The following is a 19,423-nucleotide window of genomic DNA, read 5'->3' as shown; positions in this document are numbered from 1 at the left end:
ACGAAGAAAGACAAATCACATCTACGGAGGCGTGACGCTCTTGGCGGGGAATGTCGCACGCCGCTCCCCGCCAAGAGCGCATCCGGGTCAGGGCGCCGGGTTGATCACCCGGCCCCAGGTGCTCTTGTTGCCCCAGATGTTCTGCCGCAGCCCCTCGAGCTGCAGGATCTGGCTGTGGTCGACGAAGAGGTTCACCTCGTTGCCATAGTTCTTGACGTACCACTCGAACACCGGTCCGTCGGCCGCCTCGAACATCACGTTCTCGAGGCCGAGTCCGTTGATGATGGAGGCCGCGGCCCCGGTGTCCCACTCGGTCACGTTCTCGGTGATGCCCTCGGACTCGATCATGATGATCGAGGCGCCGGCGTCGAGCGCTTTCTTGCCCCGGTCGACCAGGTCGCCGATGTCCTTCTTGCTCTCGGCGGCCAGCTCGGCCTCGCTCGAGTCGCCACCGGATCCGATCTGGAGGCCCAGCTCCGGCTTCGCCTTCAACCCGGCCTTCACGACCTTCTCCACCAGCCGCAGCAGGCCGGAGGTGTTCAGCATGATGAAGCCGGTGGAGATCTCGATCACATCGAAGCCGACCTCCTTGGCCTCCCTGAGGTAGTGGTCGACGGCCTCGTCCCCGTAGCGGAGCACGGTCTCGATCCACCCGCCCGAGGAGACGTACGATCCGTGCTCGTGCGCGATGTCGCTGAAGGCGCGCACCTGCTCGGTGGGCGCCAGGGCGAAGGATCCGCCCGCCCACTTGATGCCGTCGACCCACTGACCGGCGACGTCGAAGACGTCCTGCAGATGCCGGGTGCCGAAGGTGGCGTAGTAGGGGGCGCGGATCTCGGTGACGCCGAAGCCGCGCGGCTTGGCAGGCCGGTAGGCCCGGGGGACGAAGTTGAACGAGACGTCGTGGGGGACCGCATGGCTCATGATGAGTTCCTTTCTTCGCGGGTGGGGGTGGGTATCGCCGCTCAGCGGCGCGTGACGGGGACGCGGGCGAGCGCCGCGGTCAGTTCCGCCACGCTGCGGTGCTCGAGATCGTGGACGAGCTCGGCGATCTCGTCGCGGAGGGCCGGCCCGGCGAACGGGGTCACGAGCGCGTCGAACTTCTCGCGGGCGGCCGCCCAGTCGAGCGGATCGTCGTGGAAGCCGCGGTAACTGTCCTGCGACGAGCGGAAGACGGTGCCGTCGGCGAGGACGATCTCGAGGTCGGCCGGCATGTGCTCGGGGAAGCGATCGGAGAACTCCTGGCTGGGGATGATCTCGACCCGCGTCAGCAGGCTCTGCACGTCGTCGGCGACAATGCGCCCGGGCTCGTACTGCGCGGGAGTCAGCTCCCCGTCGAGCAGCACCACGGCGAGCATCCAGAGCAGCGAGTGGTCGGCCTCCTCCTTGGTGCGGATGAGGCGCTTGTCGCCCTCCTCGCCGCCGCCGATGATGGAGTGCGCCACGTCGAAGGTGGTCAGCCGCACCTTTTCGACCGCGCGCACGTTGAAGCCGTCCTGGGCGCGGATGTCGAGCGCGGTGTCGAGCGCGGACTGCGAGTGGATCTCGGCGTTGTGCTTCTTGATGATGGTGCGCCGCACGCTCTCGAGATCCTCGGCGCTCCAGTCGATGTCGAAGGGGCCGGCGATCGACTCCTTGAAGCCCTTGTTCCCCTCGAACACCGCCTCGGGTCCGGTGATCCCGCGCCTGGCGAGCAGCGCCGCGAAGACGCCCTCCTTCGCGACGTGCGGGTAGGCGAGCCCCTTCCAGTGGCTGAGATTGCCGGTGCGCGTGACGCGCAGGGCGGCGTTCGCGGTGCCCGCGATGGCCGTCGCGTGGGCGATCTGCTCGGCCGGGAGGCCCAGCGCCTTCGCGGCCGAGGCCGCCGCGGCGAAGGCGCCCTGGGTGGTGTGGTCGAAGCCCTTCGCCCGGACGGGCGCGACGTCGGAGAGCCGCGTGTGCACCTGGTAGGCGACGGCGAGCGCGGTGAGCAGCTCGGCCCCCGACGCGTCGACGCTCTCGGCGGCGGCGAGCACCGCGCCCAGGTTGTCCGAGGGGTGGTTGGTCTCGCCCTTCGCCAGGTAGGAGTCCATGAAGTCGAGATAGCGGCTGAGCGCACTGTTGGTGAAGGCGGCGAGCTGCGGGCTGGTCCGGCCGCCGCCGATGAGCGTCGAGGAGGGAGCGCCGCCGAGCTCCTCGACCAGCTGACGGATCGCGACGATCGGCTCGGCATCGAGCGCGCCGATGGCGACGCCGAGGGTGTCGAGCACGCGGATCTTCAGCTGCTCCAACGCCTCCGGGCTGATGTCGTCGAACTCTGCGCCCGCCGCGAACGCCGCGAGCCGCTGCACCTCTGTGGTTTCGAGCGATCCAGACACGCGATCCTCCTCAGATGATAATTAGGGTTGCCTGCCCTAACAGTAAACGCCGAAAATATCTTGACGTCAAGATACTTTTTCCCGATACGGAGCCGACTCCCAGACTCGTCGCCGAAACCTCTGCCGATCCGGCCCCTCCCGGAGCATCGTGGAGGACACCGCGGAGCGGGGCGGGCGCGCGAGGAGCGCGGGCACGCCGGAGCAGCAGGCCCTGGGGTGCAGGGGCGCGGCGGGGCGAGGATCAGGGCGCGAAGTCGGCGAACGACGCGGGCTCGATGCCGAGCTCGGCGAAGAGCTCGCGCGTGCGCTTCTGGCGGGTGCGCGGGATCACCGTGAGCACCGTGCCGCCGCGCACCTCCCCGTCGCCGCCGACGCGGCCCGTGCGGCCGGCACGGTGCAGGTAGGCCTTGGGATCGTCGGGGGGATCGGCCTGCAGCACCAGTTCGACGCCGTCGACGTGGATGCCCCGCGCGGCCACATCGGTCGCAACGAGCACCCGGGCTCGGCCCGCGGCGAAGCTCTCGAGGTTGCGCTCCCGCCGCGGCTGCGAGAGATCGCCGTGCAGCGCGACGGCGCGCAGACCCGCGCCCGCGAGCAGCTCGACCACGTGCTCGGCGTAGGCCCGGGTGCGGCAGAACACGATCGTGCGCACCGGACCCGCCCGTCGTCCGTCCCGGCCGGCGCCGTCGGCGACGCCTCCGTCCCCGACCAGCCGCACCAGCGCGTCGTCCTTGTGCTCGCGCAGCACGATCAGCACCCGGTGCTCGACGCCGCCCGCCGCATCGGATCGACCCTCCGGTCCGACCGTCCGGCTCCCCTCGACGACCTCGTGGATCGCGGGGCTCGGCAGGAACTCGCGCACGAGCTCGTCGACGCCGCGGTCGAGGGTGGCCGAGAAGAGCAGCCGCTGACCGCCGCGGCGCGTGCGACGCAGGATCCTCCGCACGGACTCGACGAAGCCCAGCTCGGCCATGTGATCCGCCTCGTCCAGCACCGTGACGGCGATCCGGCCGAGATCCAGGTGCCCGCGACCGGCGAGATCTTCGACCCGGCCCGGGGTGCCGATGGCGATGTCGACGCCGCGGCGCAGGGCGTGCAGCTGCGGTTCGAGGGGCTGGCCGCCCACGAACTGGCCGGTGTAGAGGCCGACCGACCGCGCGATCGGCTGCACCGTGCGGTCGATCTGCAGCGCGAGCTCGCGGGTCGGGGCGAGGATCAGCGCCCGGGGCGCGCGTCCGCCGCCCCGTTCGGACCGTTCCCGTCGTTCACCGCGGCGCGGCTTCTCTCGGGCGGATTCGTCGGGGAACGCGCCCTCCGCGCGGAGGCGCAGCAGTCGCTCCACCAGGGCCGCGCCGAACGCGATGGTCTTGCCCGAGCCGGTGCGCCCCCGCCCGAGGACGTGGTGCCCCGCGAGGGCGTCCGGGATCGTCGCCACCTGGATCGGGAGCGGTTTCGTCGCGCCCAGCTCGGCGAGCGCCCGCACGATGTTGCCCCCGACCCCCAGCTCGGCGAAGCTCGCACCGGCGACGTCCTCCGCCCGGGTCAGCACGGCGTCGAGGGGCGCAGGCGGGGTCCGCAGCGGAGGCTGCGCAGGAACAGGAGCCGGAGCCGGGCCGGCGGGACGGCTGCTGCCGCCCTCCGCCTCCCGCTGCTCCGACGCGCGGCCGCCGGGCCGCGCCCGCTTCGGGCCGCGCCTCGGATCGTAGTCGCCCGGCGGCCGGTAGCCGCGTCGCCGCGCCACCCGGTTACTCCGGCGCCGCAGCGGAGGCCGCGTCGGTCGCGGCGCGGCGGCCTGCCTTCTCCGAGCGCCGCGCTGCGCGACGACCGTCCTGTTCCGAGCGCCGCGCTGCGCGACGCTCGCGCGACCGCTCCCGGCGGCGCTCGACCGCGTAGTAGAGCGTGGGCAGCACCACCAGGGTGAGCACCGTCGACGAGAGCAGCCCGCCGATCACCACCACGGCGAGCGGCTGCGAGATGAAGCCGCCGCTGCCGGTGATGCCCAGGCCCATCGGCGTGAGCGCGAGGATCGTCGCCAGCGCGGTCATCACGATGGGCCGCAGACGCAGCAGCGATCCCTGCATCACCGCCTCGCGCAGGCTCTCGCCGCGCTCTCTCAGCTGGTTCACGAGATCGATCAGCACGATCGCGTTCGTGACCACGATGCCGATCAGCATGAGGAGGCCGATCAGCGAGGCGACGCCCAGGGGGATGCCCGTGGCGATGAGCAGCAGCAGCGCGCCGGTCGCCGCGAACGGCACCGAGACGAGCAGCAGCAGCGGCTGCAGCAGGCTCTTGAAGGTGGCCACCATCACCACGTAGACGATCAGGATCGCGATCAGCAGCGCCAGCCCGAGCTGCTCGAAGGCGTCGCTCTGCTGCGACATGACTCCCCCGATGCTCGCGGTGGCCCCGGCGGGCAGTTCGACCGCGGCGATCGCCGCATCGACGGCGATGCCGGCCGTTCCCAGGTCGTCCCCCTCCGGGAGCGCCGACACGGTCACGACGCGGTTGCCGTCCTGAGTGCCGATGCTCACGGGACCGTCGAGCACCTCGATCGTCGCGAGATCCTCGAGCCGCTCCTCGCCGTTCGCGGTGGGGATCTCGAGCGCCCCGATCTCCTCCTCGTCGACCGGGGCCTCTCCCTGCGAGAGGTAGATGCCCGTCCCGGTGTTCTCGAGCACGATCTGCCCGATCTGCGAGGGCTGCATCCGCGCCGAGAGGATCCCGGCGACCGCCGCCTCGCTGAGCCCGGCCTCGGCGGCCGCGACGCGGTCCACCGTGACGGAGAGGTAGGGGCGGGCGGCGGCGAGGTCGCTCTCGACCTGCACCAGGCCGTCCTGAGCGCGGAGCTCGGCCACGAGCGCGTCGCTCGCCTCGGCCAGCGTCTCCTGGTCGGGCGCCGAGACGATGACCTCGATGGCGCTCGACATGGTCACGCCGCCGTCCGAGACGCCGATCGAGAACTCGCCCGCATCGTCGAGCGCGTCGACCGCGGAGCGGATCTCGTCCTGCACCTCGCTCTGCTCGGCGTTCTCGTCGGTCGTGATCGAATAGCTGATCACCCCGTCGCCGCCGGCCCCGAACATGGCGCTCATGCCCTCGCCCCCGCCGATGCTCGCCTGCACCATCCGCACGTCCTCGACCCCGGCGAGTGCGTCCTCGACGCGTTCGGCCTGCTCGAGCTGGGCGTCGATGCTGGTCCCCGGGGCGAGGGTCTGGGTGAGGCCGACGGAGTTCTGCTCGTCGCTGCCCATGAAGTTGGTCTTCATGAGCGGAGTCGCGGCCAGCGTTCCCGCGAACACCAGCACGGAGGCGAGCAGGGTGACGGCCGGCCGCTTCAGCGTCCAGTCGATGATCGGCCGGTATCCCCGCTGGAACCCGTTCAACCGCGCGGGGGCGGCCGGCGCCGCGTGCTCTCCGGCGGCCGGCGGCGCGTGCTCCGCGGGCGCTCCGGCGGGTGCCGTCCGCCGGCCATCACGCAGGAACCAGAAGGCGAGCACCGGCACGATGGTCAGCGCCACCAGCAGCGAGGCGGCGAGCGCGAAGGTGGCCGTGAAGGCGAAGGGCCGGAACAGCTCGCCCACCATCCCGGACACGAAGGCCATCGGCAGGAAGACCGCGGCCGAGGTGACGGTCGACGCCGTGATCGCGCCGCCGACCTCGCGCACGGCGCCGACGATGGTCGCGGCCCGATCGGCGCCCGGCGGCGCCTCCGCGAGGTGCCGCTTGATGTTCTCGATCACCACGATGGAGTCGTCCACGACCCGGCCGATGGAGATGGTCAGCGCGCCGAGCGTCAGCATGTTGAGCGAGTAGTCCGCGAAGTTCAGCGCGACGAAGGTCAGCAGCACGGAGACCGGGATGGAGATCGCCGTGACGAGCGTGGCACGCACCGACAGCAGGAAGACGAGAATCACGAGCACCGCGAAGGCGAGGCCCAGCAGCCCCTCCGTGGTGAGCGTCTCGATCGACCGCTCCACATAGGGGGCCTGATCGAAGATGACCTCGAGCTGGGCGCCGCCGAGCGAGCGCTCCAGCTCGGGCAGGAGATCCTGGACCGCGTGGGAGACGTCCACCGTGTTCGCGGAGGAGAGCTTGGTGATGGCGATCGTGAGCGCCGGCGCGCCGTTCACCCGCGAGAGGCTCTGCTCGGGGTTGGGCTCGAGGGCCACCTCGGCCACCTCGCCGATGGTGATCACCGGCGGCGTCCCCGAGCTCTGCTGCTCGGAGCCCTCCTGCGTCGTCGGCTGCTCGGTCTGCGGGATCGCGGCGCCCCCCGCGGCGGCCTGCTCGGCGGACTGCTGGGCCGCGGCCGCTTCGGCCTCCGCCTGCGCCTGGAGCAGAGCCGGATCCCGGGTGAGCGGCAGATCTTCGATCTGCTCGACCGAGTCGAGCGCCTCGCCGGCCTGCACGGCGAGCGTGCGCCCGTCCTCGGTGATGCTGCCGGCAGCCATCAGCAGGCCGCTCTGCTGCAGCGCATCGGTGATCGATTGCGAGGTGAGCGACTCCTCCGCGAGCTCGTCCGCGTCGATCGTGATGGTGACGCGATCGCCGCGGGCGCCCAGCACCTGGGCCTCTCGCACGCCGTCGAGGTCGCTCAGCTCCGGGCGCGCGATCCGCTCGATCAGCCGCGCCGTCTCCTCGGCGTCGACGCCGTCCGGGGGCGTCACCGCGATCTGGATCACGGGGAAGTCGTCGAGCGATCCCGACATCACCGCCGGCTCCACGTCCTGCGGCAGCAGCGCCGAGATGCGGGAGATCGCGCGCTCGACCCGCTGCTCGGTGACGGTCAGGTCCACCCCGTACTCGAACTCGGCGAGCACCATCGCCGCCCCGGTCGACGAGGTCGACGTCGTCTGCTCCAGCCCGGGGACGCCGCGCAGCGCCGTCTCGATCGGATCCGTCACGTCGTTCAGCACCACCTCGGGCGAGGCCCCCGAGTAGGACGCGGTGACCACGACCGCGGGGAACTGCACCGAGGGCATGAGCTCCTGCTTGAGCGATCCGACGCCGAAGAACCCGAAGACGGAGGCGACGATGGTGACGAGTGCGATCAGGGCCCGGTTCTTCAGACTCAGCTCGGCAAGCACATGCATAGGCGGAATCATCCCATGCCCGCCTGGCAATCCCCCCGCGCGCGATAATGGGAGGATGCGCACCAGCCACCCCAGACGAACGGCCTCACGCTCCCTGGGAGCCGTCACCCCGGCCGATTTCGAGCGTCTCGCGCAGCTGCGCCGGATGCAGCGCCTCGCGCTCGCCCTGCTCGGGATCATGGCGCTCCTTTTCGTCGTCTCCTTCGCGCTGCAGGAGCGGTATCCCTGGCTGGCCTTCGTGCGCGCGGCGAGCGAGGGGGGCATGGTCGGCGCGCTCGCGGACTGGTTCGCCGTCACGGCGCTGTTCCGCCACCCGCTCGGCCTGCCCATCCCCCACACCAACCTGATCTCGAACAAGAAGGACGAGATCGGCGAGGGCCTCGGCTCGTTCATCGAGGAGAACTTCCTCGCCGACGAGGTGGTCCACGAGAAGCTGGCGGGCATCAGCGGCGCGCGCCTCGCGGGCGCCTGGCTGCAGACCCCAGGGAACGCGGCGCACGTGGGCGAGCTCGTCGCCAGCGCGGGGCTGGGCGCGCTGACGGTGCTCGACGACGCCGACGTGCAGGAGCTCATCGAGTCCCTCGCCCGCACGCACATCCTCGAGCCCGAGTGGGGGCCGCTGCTCGGCCGGGCCCTCGACTCGTTCGTCACCGGCGGGCACCAGGAGCCGCTGATGGACATCGCCGCCGAGCGGATGGAGGACTGGCTGATCACCCATCCCGAGGCCTTCGAGCGCATGGTGTCGTCGCAGCTGCCCACGTGGCTGCCGAGCTTCGCCCAGCGATTCGTCGACGGGCGGATGCACGCCGAGGCCGTGCGCTTCACCCGCGCGGTGCGGCAGGATCCGGACCACCCGCTGCGCGTCGCCGCCCGCGATTTCCTGCACGATTTCGCCCGCGACCTCGAGGCCAAGCCCGAGCTGCGGGCGCAGTTGGAGGCGTTCAAGCTCGAGGTGTTCGACAGCCCCCGCGTGCGCGCCCTGGCCGCGAGCACGTGGGAGACGGCCCGCACGGCGCTGGTCGGGATGCTCGAGGATCCGTCGAGCGAGCTGCGGGGCCGTCTCGTCGTCGCGCTGCAGGACTTCGGCGCGCAGCTGCTCGCCGACCGCACGCTCCAGTACAAGATCGACGTGTGGGTGATGCGGGTGGTGGAGCACCTCGTGCGCACCTACCGCCACAACATCGCCAGCGTGGTCGTCGAGACCGTCCAGCGCTGGGACGCCCGGGAGGCCGCAGAGAAGATCGAGCTGCAGATCGGCCGAGATCTGCAGTTCATCCGCATCAACGGCACCGTCGTGGGCGCCCTGGCCGGCCTGACGATCTACACCGCGGCGATCCTGCTCGTCCCGACGGCGGGCTGAGCGCCCAGCGCACGCTCACCGGTCGAACGAAACGGGGAGCTGCATGTCCTGCACCCGGTCGGCCGAGGCGGTGTGATCCGCCCGCGTCGTCACCGCGCAGGCGGACCTGGAGCAGTCGAGACCGTCCTGCGCGGACTCGGGGACCAGCAGTCGCGCGGTGAAGGATCCGGTCGCGGCATCGTCCCAGCCCTGGGTGGCGAAAGCCCGCCAGGCCCAGGCGTCGGTGATCCAGACGCTGCTCGACGGCTCGGCGTCGGCTCCGCCCGGCCCGTCCTCCTCCATCGCTCCCTCCGGCACGCCGCCGAGGCACGGCGAGGGCTTCTCGCCGGGAATCGAGGGGATGAGGCAGACGGCGACGTAGATGCCGATGTCGGCGTCGAAGCCGCTCCCGTGCACCACCAGAAGATCTCCGGGGCGGATCCGGGCGAGATCGGCCGGTCGACCGTCGGCGGTCTCCACCGACAGCTCGCGCGTGCGGCCGTCCGCCCCGAGCGCCTCCGTCTCCGACACGAACCCGTCCGGCACCTCCTGGCCCGAGCCGCCGGCGCTCTGGTGCGTGAGGATCGGCACGATCATCGCCACGGCCCCGGCGACCACGAGGACGGCGAGGATCAGCGCCACGATCAGCACGCGGCGCACGATCCGTCGTCTCGCGGGTTGGGCGGCCACCCGACGATCCTATCGCGGCGCCCGCCGTATCCGCCCGTGGAGCGACTCGCATGGTAGGCTTGCGCCCATACGTCTATTTGGAGCAGAGCTGCCTCGCGGAACGTGATTCCGCGAGGCCCGAATGTGTAAGGGGGTCACGCATGGGGCGCGGCCGTCAGAAAGCAAAACACACCAAAGTCGCTCGGGAGCTGAAGTATTTCAGCCCGAGCACGGACCTCTCGGAACTCGAGCGGGAACTCGCCTCCAAGCAGTCGGGCGAGGATCCGTGGGCCGAGTACGCCGACAAGTACAACGACGACGAGGACGAGGACTGAGGCCGGTCCGCGATCCCGGGCCGGCCTACGATCCCGCGTAGGATCCCACCAGCCTGACCGCTCCCCCGTCGACGCCCTTGGCGCCCTGCTCGAAGCCCTCGAGCTCGCGCGGCGCCGTGGAGATCGCACCGGCGGTCCAGGTGGCGACGCCCAGCGCGCTCAGCCGCGCAGCGACGGCGGCGGCGCGATCCGCCTCGACCACCGCGAACATGCCGATGCCCAGGTTCCAGGCGCTCTCCACCCCCTCGAGGGTGTGGCCGCCCAGCTGCGCCAGATGGCGGAAGACCGGCAGCGGCGACCAGGCGGAGCGATCCAGCTCGACCCAGGCGCCCGCGGGCAGCACGCGCGCCAGGTTCGCCGCGATGCCCCCGCCCGTGACATGGCTGAGGGAGTGGATCGCCCCGCTCAGCTCGGGATCGTCGAGCACCGCGAGCAGCGGAGCCGTGTAGAGCGCGGTCGGTTCGAGCAGCGCCTCGCCGTAGGCGGCGCCGAGCTCCTCCGAGTGATCGCCGTACCCGATGCCCCGATCCCGCAGGATCCGGCGCACCAGGGAGAAACCGTTCGAGTGCAGGCCGGAGGCGGCCATGGCGAGCACGACGTCGCCGTCGCCGACCCGCTCGGGGCCCAGCAGCGCGTCCGCCTCGACCACGCCCACGGCCGCGCCGGCCACATCGTATTCGTCGGCCCCGAGCAGCCCGGGATGCTCGGCGGTCTCGCCGCCGACGAGCGCGGTGCCGGTCGCCTCGCACGCCCGCGCGATCCCCGCGACGATCGCGGCGATCCGCTCCGGCACCAGCCGGCCGCAGGCGATGTAGTCGGTCATGAAGAGCGGCCTCGCGCCGACCACCACGATGTCGTCGACGACCATGGCGACCAGATCCTGCCCGATGGTGTCGTGCGTGTCGATCGCCTGGGCGATCGCGACCTTCGTGCCGACGCCGTCGGTGGAGCTCGCCAGCAGCGGGCGCCGGTAGCCGAGCAGCGCCGACGCGTCGAAGAGCCCGGCGAAGCCGCCGACGCCGCCCACCACCTCCGGTCCGTGGGTGCGCGCCACCGCGGCCCTCATCAGATCGACGGCCAGATCGCCGGCCGCCGTGTCCACGCCGGCACGGGCATATGCGTTGCTCTGTTCGCTCACGCCTTCCAGCCTACCCGCCGGGGGTAGACTTATCTGGTCGCGGAGCGCGGCACCCCTCTCACCCGCAGGAGCAGATCCCCAGCATGTGCGGCATCGTCGGCATCGTCTCGTCCGAACCCGTCAACCAGCAGATCTACGACAGCCTGTTGCTGCTCCAGCACCGCGGCCAGGACTCGACGGGCATCGCCACCTCCGAGGACAACCAGTTCCACATGGTGAAGGCGAAGGGGCAGGTGCGCGAGGCCTACCGCACCCGAGACATGCGCCAGCTGCTCGGCAACGTGGGCCTCGGGCACGTGCGGTACGCGACCCACGGCTCGGCCGGCAGCGAGGAGGAGGCCCAGCCGTTCTACGTGAACGCGCCCTACGGGATCATCCTCGTGCACAACGGCAACCTGACCAATACGCGCGAGCTCACCGCCGAGCTCTACAACGTGGATCGGCGGCACCTCAACACCCACTCCGACACGGAGCTCCTGCTCAACGTGCTCGCGAACGAGCTGCAGTCCGGGATCAGCGGGCTCTCCCTCGACGCGGATCAGGTCTTCGACGCGGTCGGCCGGCTGCACGAGCGGGTCGAGGGATCCTACGCCGCCATCGCGCTCATCGCCGGCCACGGGCTGCTCGCCTTCCGCGACCCGTTCGGGATCCGGCCGCTGGTGCTCGGGCGCCGGGAGCTTCCCGGCGGCTCGGGCGAGGAGTGGATCGTCGCCAGCGAGTCGCTCGTGCTCGAGTCGGGAGGCTACGAGGTCGTGCGCGACGTCGAGCCGGGCGAGGCGGTGCTCATCTCGCCCGACGGCTGGATGTACTCGCGGCAGTGCGCCGCCGAGCCGCGCCTCGTCCCCTGCGCCTTCGAGTACATCTATCTCGCCCGGCCCGACTCGGTGATGAACGGCATCTCCGTGTACGACGCGCGGCTGCGCCTCGGCAACGCGCTCGCCGAGCAGATCATCGCGGAGGCGCCGACCGGCGACATCGACGTGGTCATGCCGATCCCGGACTCGGCCAGGCCCAGCGCCATGCAGGTCGCGCAGAAGCTCGGCATCGAGTACCGGGAGGGCTTCTTCAAGAACCGGTACGTCGGCCGCACCTTCATCATGCCGGGGCAGGCCGTGCGCAAGAAGACCGTGCGGCAGAAGCTCAACGCCATGAGCACCGAGTTCCGCGGCAAGAACGTGCTCATCGTCGACGATTCCATCGTCCGGGGCACCACGTCGCGCGAGATCGTGGAGATGGCGCGGAGCGCCGGCGCCGCCTCCGTGACCTTCGCCTCGGCCGCGCCCCCCGTGCTCTACCCCCACGTCTACGGCATCAACATGCCGACCCGCCGGGAGCTGATCGCCCACGGGCGCAGCCTGGACGACGTCGCGGAGGAGATCGGCGCGGATCGCCTCGTCTATCAGACCGTCGAGGCGATGGATCGCGCCATCCTCGAGGGCCAGGACCGGGTGACCGAGCTGGAGAAGAGCTGCTTCACCGGCGAGTACATCGCGGGCCGCGTGGACGAGGAGTACCTGGCCTGGGTCGAGGCCACGCAGGAGAGTTGAAGCCGACCGGAGCAACGCTCATCTGAGCGCGAGGACGCGCTCAGCGCCGTGGCCGCGCAACGCGATGCGTTGCTCCAAGCGGCCGGCCGGGGTCGAGGCCGCGCAGGAGAGTTGAGGCCGACCGGGGCAGAGGCCGCGCAGGAGCACCGAGGCGCGCGCCTCAGTCGCCGGGCTTCTCCGACTTCGTGCTGTCTGCCGGCTTGGCGGTGTCGGTCTCGGGGGCCTCGGACTTCGCGGTCCCCTCCTCCGGCTTGTCGCCGTCGGACGTGACCTCCTTCTTCAGGATCCGCATCGACTGGCCGAGGCTCCGGGCGAGCGCCGGAAGCTTCGGGGCGCCGAACAGCAGCAGCACGATGAACACGATCACCACCAGCGTGGGGCCCGTCAGGTTTCCGGCCATGATGCTCCGATCAGTAGAGTTGGGACTATCGTACGTCAGTGAGCACTGCGAGCGCAGCACCCCGTCTCCGCCTGGCGATCAGGCCGAGCACCAGAGCGAGCACCGCTCCGAGCGCGAGACCGATGGCGCCGCCGACGACCACCATCAGGCCGACGACCTGCCCCAGCTCGTAGTCGGCCTCGGGACCGACCGGGAAGAACAGCGCCGCCGCCGCGCCGATCACGGCCCCGAGCACGATCGCCACGGTGATGATCCGCCCGTACCTGACCGAGCGCTCCAAGCCGACCTCCACCGGCTCGTGCTGGATCGCGGCCGGCGCGGATGCGCTCCCCGCGGCCGGATCGGCGGGTTCGCCCACTGCGGGATCGTCCGCCGCGCCCGCCGCGGGAGGCGTCTCTTCGTCGCTCATCCCACCATTCTCTCAGGCCGCGCTGGGTGCGGCGGACGGCAACGCTCAGGGGCCGTCAGCCCGAGCCGGGCAGCCGCAGCAGCGGCAGCAGCATCCCGAGGTCGGCGCGCACCCCCGAGGCGGCGACGCGCCCGTCTTCCAGCGCCTCGGCCCAGGACAGCCCGCCCGTGGCGAGGGCGATCCAGCTCGCCGGGTCGGTCTCGACGACCCCCGGCGGCGTGCCCCGCGTGTGACGGGGACCCGGCAGGCACTGGGTTGCGCCGTAGGGAGGCACCCGCACCTCGAGCGCGTTGCCGGGCGCCCGTTCCGCCAGTTCTTCGAGCAGGAAACGGGTCGCCGCCGCGACCGTCGCGCGCGACTCGTCCCCCTCCGCCGCCGCCCGCACCGCCGCAATGCCCGCCTCGGTGTCGATCCTCCGCCTCGCCATCACACCAGGCTAACGCCGGTCCCGCGGATCCTCAGCCCTCTCCGCGCGTCTGCCGCGCGTCTGCCGCATTTCTTCCGCGTCTCCTCCAGCACCCCTGATCCGTCGTTCGCGGGGCGTTCTCGGGCGGAACACGCCCCGCAGGCGAGGGATCGGCGAGGGAGGAGGGCGATGCGAAGGAGACCTGGGGCGGGCGGGGCAGTATTCTGGGTCGGGTGAAGATCCTCGTACTGGGGCCAGGCGCCCGCGAACACGCCATCGTCACCGCGCTCCTCGCCGAGCCCGCAGGGCACGAGGTGGTGTGCGCTCCGGGGAACGCCGGCATCGCGGCGGCGACGGCGACCGCCCCGCTCGACGCCGCCGACCCGGTGGCGGTGGCCAATTTCGTGGGCGAGCACGGCTTCGACCTCGTGGTCGTCGGCCCCGAGGCCCCGCTGGTCGCGGGCGTGGCCGATCCGCTGCGCGAGCGCGGCGTGCCGGTGTTCGGCCCGGGCCGCGCCGCAGCGCAGCTCGAGGGCTCGAAGGCCTTCGCGAAGCGGATCATGGCCGAAGCCGGGGTGCCCACCGGGCGCTCGGTACGGGTGGCCTCCTCGGATGAGGCCGCCGCGGTGCTCGACGAGTTCGGCGCCCCCTACGTGGTGAAGGCTGACGGGCTGGCCGCGGGCAAGGGCGTGCTGGTGACCGAGGACCGCGGCGCGGCGCTCGACCACGCCGCCGAGTGGGCTCCGCACGGCGGCGTGCTCGTCGAGGAGTTCCTCGACGGCCAGGAGGTGTCGCTCTTCTTCTTCGCCGACGGCCACGACGTCGTGCCGCTCAGCCCCGCCCAGGACTACAAGCGCATCTTCGACGGCGACGCCGGCCCGAACACCGGCGGGATGGGGGCCTACTCCCCCCTGCCGTGGCTCTCGAACGACTTCGTCGACGAGATCACGCAGACGGTCGCGCTGCCGACGGTGCGCCGCATGGAGGCCGAGGGCACCCCCTTCATCGGCCTGCTCTACTGCGGGCTGATCGTCACCGCGTCCGGCGTGCGAGTGATCGAGTTCAACGCCCGTTTCGGCGACCCCGAGACCCAGGTGGTGCTGCCGCGCCTCGCGTCCCCGCTGAGCACCTATCTGCTCGCGGCCGCCTCGGGCACGCTCTCCGCTCACCCGGCGCCCGAATTCAGCGATGAGGCCGCCGTGGTGGTCGTCGTCGCCAGCGAGGGCTACCCCGGCGACGCCGTGACCGGCCGCAGGATCACGGGCCTGGACGAGACGGGGCAGCTGGGCGCGGGCGGAGCCGGGGACGACGCCGACCGCATCCACGTGGTGCACGCCGCGACCTCCCGCGGGGACGGGGGCGAGTGGATCGCCAGCGGCGGGCGCGTGCTCGGGGTGGTCGGTCGCGGGCCGTCGATCGCCGACGCCCGCGGCCTCGCCTACGCCGGCGTCGCGCGGATCGGCCTGATCGGCGGTCAGCACCGCACCGACATCGCCGCTGGAGTCGCTGAGACGCCGGCGGTCGGCGGATGACCGCGACGGCGCTCCCCGGCTGGCGGCACCTCGCCTCGGGGAAGGTGCGCGATCTGTACGCGCCGGAGGAGGGCGAGGGGCCCTTCCTCCTCGTGGTCGCGAGCGACCGGATCAGCGCCTTCGACCACGTGCTCGAACCGCCGATCGCTGGCAAGGGCGCGGTGCTGACGGCGCTGTCGCACTGGTGGTTCGACCGGCTCGGGGTGGCCGACCACCTCGCGGGCGACGACCCCTCGGCGCCGGCGGCGCCCGACGAGGTGGCCGATCGCGCGATGGTGGTCCGCAGGCTCGAGATGCATCCCGTGGAGTGCGTGGTGCGCGGTGCGCTCACCGGCTCCGGATACGCCGAGTATCGGCGCACGGGCGCCGTGTGCGGCATCGAGCTGCCCGCGGGGCTCCAGGACGGCGATCTGCTCGACGAGCCGATCTACACGCCGGCGTACAAGGCGCCGCTCGGCGAGCACGACGAGAACATCACCTTCGAGCGCAGCGCCGAGCTGGTGGGCGCCGGCACCGCGTCCGCCCTGCGCGACGCCTCGCTCGGGATCTTCGCGCGCGCGCGGGAGATCGCCGCGGCGCGGGGGGTGATCCTGGCCGATACGAAGTTCGAGTTCGGGGCGGATCCGGCGACGGGCGAGCTGACCCTCGCGGACGAGGTGCTCACGAGCGACTCCAGCCGCTACTGGGACGCGGAGACCTACGGTGCGGGAGGACCGGGAAGGCTCGCGAGCTTCGACAAGCAGATCGTGCGCGACTGGCTCTCGGCCAACTGGGACCGCCGCGGCGAACCGCCGCGCCTGCCGCGAGAGATCGTCGACCGCACCCTCGCGCGCTATGCGGAGCTCTACGCGAGGATCACCGGAGAGGCGCCCTCGCGTCCCGAGTGACGCGTTCGCACCCCGGGGAGCACCGTCGCCCTCCGGTGAGCGCCGTCGCACCCCGGATCCTCGCCCGGCCCCCTCCCTGGCTCCCTTCCCGGACGCCGGGTGATGCCTATGCCACCGCTTCGCGGAATAACTTGAAGTTTCAAGTGTTATGGTGAGCGAAGCGAGAGGAGCCACCTTGACCACGACGCAGCTCACCCGGGACCTGCTCCCGGACGCGACGAACATGGGCGCCGTCACCCTCGCGGTCGAGAACCTCGACCGCATGATCGCCTACTACCGCGACGGCATCGGACTCGCGCTGCTCGCGCAGGAGAAGGGCACCGCCCTGCTCGGCCGCGGCGGCGTCCCGGTGCTCGCGCTCGACCAGGACGGATCGCTGGGCCACGCCTCCCCGCGAGCCGCCGGGCTCTACCACACGGCCTTCCTCTTCTCGGCGCCCGGCGACCTCGCCTCCTCCGTGGCCTCGGTGGCGCGCAAGCATCCCGGGCGCTTCCAGGGCTCCAGCGATCACCTGGTCAGCGAGGCCTTCTACTTCGCCGACCCCGAGGGCAACGGCGTCGAACTCTACGTCGATCGCCCCCGCGAGACCTGGCGCACGGGACCGCGGGGCGAGATCCGAATGGATACGATCGCGCTCGACCCGAACGACTACCTGCGGCGCCACCTCACCGAAGCGGGCACGCTCGACGTGGCCGACACCCCGGCCAGCGTCGGCCACGTCCACCTCAAGGTGGGCGACATCGCGACCGCGCGCGACTTCTACGTGGACGCGCTCGGCTTCGCCCCGACGCTGACCTACGGCTCCCAGGCGCTCTTCGTGAGCGCGGGCGGCTATCACCACCACCTCGGCATGAACACCTGGGAATCGCGCGGGGCCGGCGAACGCACCCCGGCGCTCGGCCTGGGCGAGGTCTCCATCGTGCTGCCCGACGGCGACGCCGACGCGCTGGGAGCGCTCGACGAGCGCCTCGCGACGCGCGGCATCGCCCGCGAGTTCGACGGGCGCGAGCTGACGGTCTACGACCCGTGGCGCAACCGGGTGCGCATCAGCGGCTCCTGAATGCGGACGCCCCGGCGCCTTCGCACCGGCGGCTCGGGTGCGGACGGGTAGACTGTTCGGGAACCGTAGTGCTCGCGACCGGGAGGCGTTCAGTGCCCACGATTGTTGTTGAAGTGATGCCCAAGGCCGAGTTGCTCGACCCGCAGGGCAAGGCCACGACGGGCGCGCTCGAGCGCCTCGGGCACGGGAGGTTCCGCGATGTGCGCATCGGCAAGCGCTTCGAGCTGAGCGTCGACGGCCCGGTGACGGAGGAGATCCTCGCCGAGGCCCGAACGCTCGCCGACGAGATCCTCTCCAACTCGGTGATCGAGGACGTGGTCGCGATCAGCGTCGATGGAGAAGGCGATGCGCATGCTCCCGCCGACGGCGCCGACGCGGGGGCGACCGCGTAATGGCGACCCGGATCGGTGTGGTCACCTTTCCCGGATCGCTCGACGAACGCGACGCGCAGCGGGCGATCCGCGTGGCCGGCGCGGAGCCGGTGCCGCTCTGGCACGGCGACCACGACCTCCGGGGGGTCGACGGCATAGTCCTGCCCGGCGGCTTCAGCTATGGCGACTACCTGCGGCCCGGCGCTATCGCCGCGGTGTCGCCCATCATGACCGAGATCGTCGAGGCCGCGAACCGCGGGATGCCGCTGCTGGGCATCTGCAACGGCTTCCAGATGCTCGTCGAGGCCCGCCTGCTGCCCGGCGGGCTCATCCGCAACGCCCACCAGCAGTTCATCCGCCGCGACCAGCGGCTGGTGGTGGAGAACGCGGAGACCGTGTGGACCAATCGGTTCGAGACGGGCGAGGAGATCGTCATCCCGCTGAAGAACGCCGACGGCGGCTACATCGCCGATGCCGAGACGCTCGACCGGCTGGAGGGCGAGGGACTCGTCGCGTTCCGCTACGCCGGCGTCAACCCCAACGGATCGCAGCGCGACATCGCCGGCCTCACCAACGAGCGCGGCAACGTGGTCGGGCTCATGCCGCACCCCGAGCACGCGGTCGAGCCGGGCTTCGGCCCCGATACGCCGGAGGCGATGCGCTCCGGGACCGACGGCGTGCGCTTCTTCACGAGCGCGCTGCACGCGCTCGCGGACGCCGCCGCGTAACACCCTACAGCACCCCGCTCCTCCCCCTCTCCTCCGCAAATCGGGGACGCAAATGCTGGCTATTCGAGCGCCGAAACCGTCATTCACGTCCCCGAGTCGGTAAGGGGGCACTGACTACCGCGGCGGCAGCGGGGCCCCCGGCACGCCGAAATCGGGCTGCCCGTCGGGCCCGGCCGGGAGCGGCCGACCGTCGGGGTAGCGCGGCCAGGGCAGGAGCCCGTGCGCATCCGCGCCCGGTTGCTGGGTCGGCTGCCGTTCCGCCGACGGCGACGGCGACGGCGACGGCGACGGCCAAGTCTGCGGTGCGGGCTGCGCGCCGGCGCCTCCGGGCTGCACCGGGGCGGGGGCCTGCGATGCCGCGGCCTGCCGCTCCAGCCTGCTCGCCTCACGATCCGCCGAACCGTAGTACCAGCGCAGCAGCAGCGTGATGGCGAGACCGAGCGCGGTCAGCAGCAGCGACGCCACGGCGATCCGCCAGTAGAGCTCGGGGACGGTGATGTCGAAGGTCTCGATCGCCACCGGCGCGGTGAACAGGATGCCGGAGACCACGGCCAGCACGCTCGTGACGAACGCGAACCGGCCGAGCAGCTCCGGGCGCCCCTCGCCCGTCGCCAGCAGCAGCTGGCAGCAGAGGATCACCGCTCGGACCACGAGGATGACGAAGACGCACTTCCAGAAGATGTGCCAGCTGAGGAAGTAGTCGTAGGCCGTCATCCAGGTCACCACGAGGGAGAGGGTGAGGATGTAGGAGTTCGCGATCAGCGCCACCGGGGCGTACCAGCTGCTGCGCAGGTCGCGCCGGGTGTCGAACGCGGTGAGCAGGACGAACACCGCGAACACCACGAAGGTCGCGAAGACCCGCTCGAACTTGCCCTCGAAATCGCCGATGAACAGCAGCGAGATCGAAGCGATGGAGAGCGCCGACAGCAGGATGATGCTGATCTTGAGAAACGGGGAGAGCTTCTGCGCGGGCTGCTGATCGGGCTGCTGCGGGGCCGGAGCGGCAGTAGGAGCCTGCGTCTGCGGGGCCTGGGGCGCGGGGGGAGGCGGGGCTGCTTCACTCATGCCTCTAGTGTTCCGTGTCTTCCTGGGAGTCGGCAACCCCCATGGCCGCCGACCCCGATCGGAAACCGCGCCCGCGACGGTAGG

18 protein-coding genes are annotated in these 19,423 nt (G+C 71.6%); 8 read left to right on the top strand and 10 right to left on the bottom strand.

The window, feature by feature from the left end:
• Positions 1-87: 87 nt before the first annotated feature.
• The 4 genes from J4H92_RS06730 to J4H92_RS06715 form a co-directional block, all read right to left on the bottom strand.
• The gene (locus J4H92_RS06730) at positions 88-924 is read right to left on the bottom strand and encodes a phosphosulfolactate synthase (RefSeq protein ID WP_208097414.1); all 837 of its coding nucleotides are present in this window, start codon (positions 922-924) and stop codon (positions 88-90) included.
• A 41-nt stretch (positions 925-965) separates the two neighbouring features.
• Complete coding sequence (locus tag J4H92_RS06725; protein WP_208097413.1) at positions 966-2,357, bottom strand: MmgE/PrpD family protein; 1,392 nt, start codon at positions 2,355-2,357, stop codon at positions 966-968.
• Between the two features lie 241 nt (positions 2,358-2,598).
• Positions 2,599-4,098 (bottom strand): DEAD/DEAH box helicase, encoded by a 1,500-nt coding sequence (locus J4H92_RS06720; RefSeq protein WP_341783022.1) that lies wholly within the window; start codon positions 4,096-4,098, stop codon positions 2,599-2,601.
• A gap of 4 nt (positions 4,099-4,102) precedes the next feature.
• Entirely contained in the window at positions 4,103-7,453 is a 3,351-nt protein-coding gene (locus J4H92_RS06715) for an efflux RND transporter permease subunit (RefSeq protein ID WP_208097412.1), read from the bottom strand.
• 55 nt (positions 7,454-7,508) lie between these two features.
• Between J4H92_RS06715 and J4H92_RS06710 the strand changes: the two genes are divergently transcribed.
• Entirely contained in the window at positions 7,509-8,813 is a 1,305-nt protein-coding gene (locus J4H92_RS06710) for a DUF445 domain-containing protein (protein WP_208097411.1), read from the top strand.
• A gap of 15 nt (positions 8,814-8,828) precedes the next feature.
• Here J4H92_RS06710 and J4H92_RS06705 read toward each other — a convergent pair whose 3' ends face one another.
• Positions 8,829-9,482: a hypothetical protein gene (locus J4H92_RS06705; RefSeq protein WP_208097410.1), complete on the bottom strand. Its 654-nt coding sequence runs from the start codon at positions 9,480-9,482 to the stop codon at positions 8,829-8,831.
• Between the two features lie 140 nt (positions 9,483-9,622).
• Between J4H92_RS06705 and J4H92_RS06700 the strand changes: the two genes are divergently transcribed.
• A complete protein-coding gene (locus J4H92_RS06700) occupies positions 9,623-9,796 on the top strand; it encodes a DUF3073 domain-containing protein (RefSeq protein WP_208097409.1) in 174 nt (57 codons plus the stop codon).
• 25 nt (positions 9,797-9,821) lie between these two features.
• On the opposite strand, the gene purM is transcribed toward J4H92_RS06700, so the two are convergent.
• Positions 9,822-10,934, bottom strand: a complete 1,113-nt coding sequence (gene purM, locus J4H92_RS06695) for a phosphoribosylformylglycinamidine cyclo-ligase (RefSeq protein WP_208097408.1) — start codon at positions 10,932-10,934, stop codon at positions 9,822-9,824.
• A gap of 83 nt (positions 10,935-11,017) precedes the next feature.
• Here purM and purF point away from each other — a divergent pair, with 83 nt between their 5' ends.
• On the top strand, positions 11,018-12,481 hold the full coding sequence (purF, locus tag J4H92_RS06690) for an amidophosphoribosyltransferase (protein WP_208097407.1): 1,464 nt from the start codon (positions 11,018-11,020) through the stop codon (positions 12,479-12,481).
• A gap of 160 nt (positions 12,482-12,641) precedes the next feature.
• Here the strand turns inward: purF and J4H92_RS06685 are convergent, their stop codons facing one another.
• From J4H92_RS06685 to J4H92_RS06675, 3 genes are read right to left on the bottom strand one after another with little or no spacing between them, the layout of a single operon-like run.
• Positions 12,642-12,881, bottom strand: coding sequence for a twin-arginine translocase TatA/TatE family subunit (locus J4H92_RS06685; protein ID WP_208097406.1), 240 nt, complete (start codon positions 12,879-12,881; stop codon positions 12,642-12,644).
• Between the two features lie 25 nt (positions 12,882-12,906).
• Complete coding sequence (locus J4H92_RS06680; protein WP_208097405.1) at positions 12,907-13,290, bottom strand: hypothetical protein; 384 nt, start codon at positions 13,288-13,290, stop codon at positions 12,907-12,909.
• Between the two features lie 55 nt (positions 13,291-13,345).
• Complete coding sequence (locus tag J4H92_RS06675) at positions 13,346-13,717, bottom strand: sterol carrier family protein (protein ID WP_208097404.1); 372 nt, start codon at positions 13,715-13,717, stop codon at positions 13,346-13,348.
• Positions 13,718-13,929: 212 nt separating this feature from the next.
• Between J4H92_RS06675 and purD the strand changes: the two genes are divergently transcribed.
• From purD to purQ, 5 genes are all read left to right on the top strand, one after another.
• Complete coding sequence (gene purD, locus J4H92_RS06670) at positions 13,930-15,228, top strand: phosphoribosylamine--glycine ligase (protein WP_208097403.1); 1,299 nt, start codon at positions 13,930-13,932, stop codon at positions 15,226-15,228.
• Positions 15,225-16,115 carry a phosphoribosylaminoimidazolesuccinocarboxamide synthase gene (locus tag J4H92_RS06665; RefSeq protein WP_208097402.1) on the top strand — a complete coding sequence of 297 codons (891 nt, stop codon included), beginning with the start codon at positions 15,225-15,227 and terminating at the stop codon, positions 16,113-16,115. Before purD ends, J4H92_RS06665 begins: the two co-directional genes overlap by 4 nt.
• 223 nt (positions 16,116-16,338) lie before the next feature.
• Positions 16,339-17,175: a VOC family protein gene (locus tag J4H92_RS06660; protein ID WP_208097556.1), complete on the top strand. Its 837-nt coding sequence runs from the start codon at positions 16,339-16,341 to the stop codon at positions 17,173-17,175.
• A 92-nt stretch (positions 17,176-17,267) separates the two neighbouring features.
• Complete coding sequence (gene purS / locus J4H92_RS06655) at positions 17,268-17,567, top strand: phosphoribosylformylglycinamidine synthase subunit PurS (protein ID WP_208097401.1); 300 nt, start codon at positions 17,268-17,270, stop codon at positions 17,565-17,567.
• Positions 17,567-18,274 (top strand): phosphoribosylformylglycinamidine synthase subunit PurQ, encoded by a 708-nt coding sequence (gene purQ, locus J4H92_RS06650; protein ID WP_208097400.1) that lies wholly within the window; start codon positions 17,567-17,569, stop codon positions 18,272-18,274. Before purS ends, purQ begins: the two co-directional genes overlap by 1 nt.
• A 114-nt stretch (positions 18,275-18,388) precedes the next feature.
• Here the strand turns inward: purQ and J4H92_RS06645 are convergent, their stop codons facing one another.
• Positions 18,389-19,339 carry a hypothetical protein gene (locus J4H92_RS06645; RefSeq protein WP_208097399.1) on the bottom strand — a complete coding sequence of 317 codons (951 nt, stop codon included), beginning with the start codon at positions 19,337-19,339 and terminating at the stop codon, positions 18,389-18,391.
• Between the last annotated feature and the right edge of the window lie 84 nt (positions 19,340-19,423).

Source organism: Leucobacter weissii (assembly GCF_017565745.1).
In the GTDB taxonomy this organism is placed as follows: domain Bacteria; phylum Actinomycetota; class Actinomycetes; order Actinomycetales; family Microbacteriaceae; genus Leucobacter; species Leucobacter weissii.
This window is presented reverse-complemented; position numbering and strand designations above follow the sequence as displayed.

Bases quoted from the DNA above. Each gene is read 5' to 3' on its own strand.
- J4H92_RS06730 (WP_208097414.1), bottom strand. From the start codon at position 924: ATGAGCCATGCGGTCCCCCACGACGTCTCGTTCAACTTCGTCCCCCGG.
- J4H92_RS06715 (WP_208097412.1), bottom strand. From the start codon at position 7,453: ATGCATGTGCTTGCCGAGCTGAGTCTGAAGAACCGGGCCCTGATCGCA.
- J4H92_RS06710 (WP_208097411.1), top strand. From the start codon at position 7,509: ATGCGCACCAGCCACCCCAGACGAACGGCCTCACGCTCCCTGGGAGCC.
- J4H92_RS06700 (WP_208097409.1), top strand. From the start codon at position 9,623: ATGGGGCGCGGCCGTCAGAAAGCAAAACACACCAAAGTCGCTCGGGAG.
- purF (WP_208097407.1), top strand. From the start codon at position 11,018: ATGTGCGGCATCGTCGGCATCGTCTCGTCCGAACCCGTCAACCAGCAG.
- J4H92_RS06685 (WP_208097406.1), bottom strand. From the start codon at position 12,881: ATGGCCGGAAACCTGACGGGCCCCACGCTGGTGGTGATCGTGTTCATC.
- J4H92_RS06680 (WP_208097405.1), bottom strand. From the start codon at position 13,290: ATGAGCGACGAAGAGACGCCTCCCGCGGCGGGCGCGGCGGACGATCCC.
- J4H92_RS06675 (WP_208097404.1), bottom strand. From the start codon at position 13,717: ATGGCGAGGCGGAGGATCGACACCGAGGCGGGCATTGCGGCGGTGCGG.
- J4H92_RS06665 (WP_208097402.1), top strand. From the start codon at position 15,225: ATGACCGCGACGGCGCTCCCCGGCTGGCGGCACCTCGCCTCGGGGAAG.
- J4H92_RS06660 (WP_208097556.1), top strand. From the start codon at position 16,339: ATGGGCGCCGTCACCCTCGCGGTCGAGAACCTCGACCGCATGATCGCC.
- purQ (WP_208097400.1), top strand. From the start codon at position 17,567: ATGGCGACCCGGATCGGTGTGGTCACCTTTCCCGGATCGCTCGACGAA.
- J4H92_RS06645 (WP_208097399.1), bottom strand. From the start codon at position 19,339: ATGAGTGAAGCAGCCCCGCCTCCCCCCGCGCCCCAGGCCCCGCAGACG.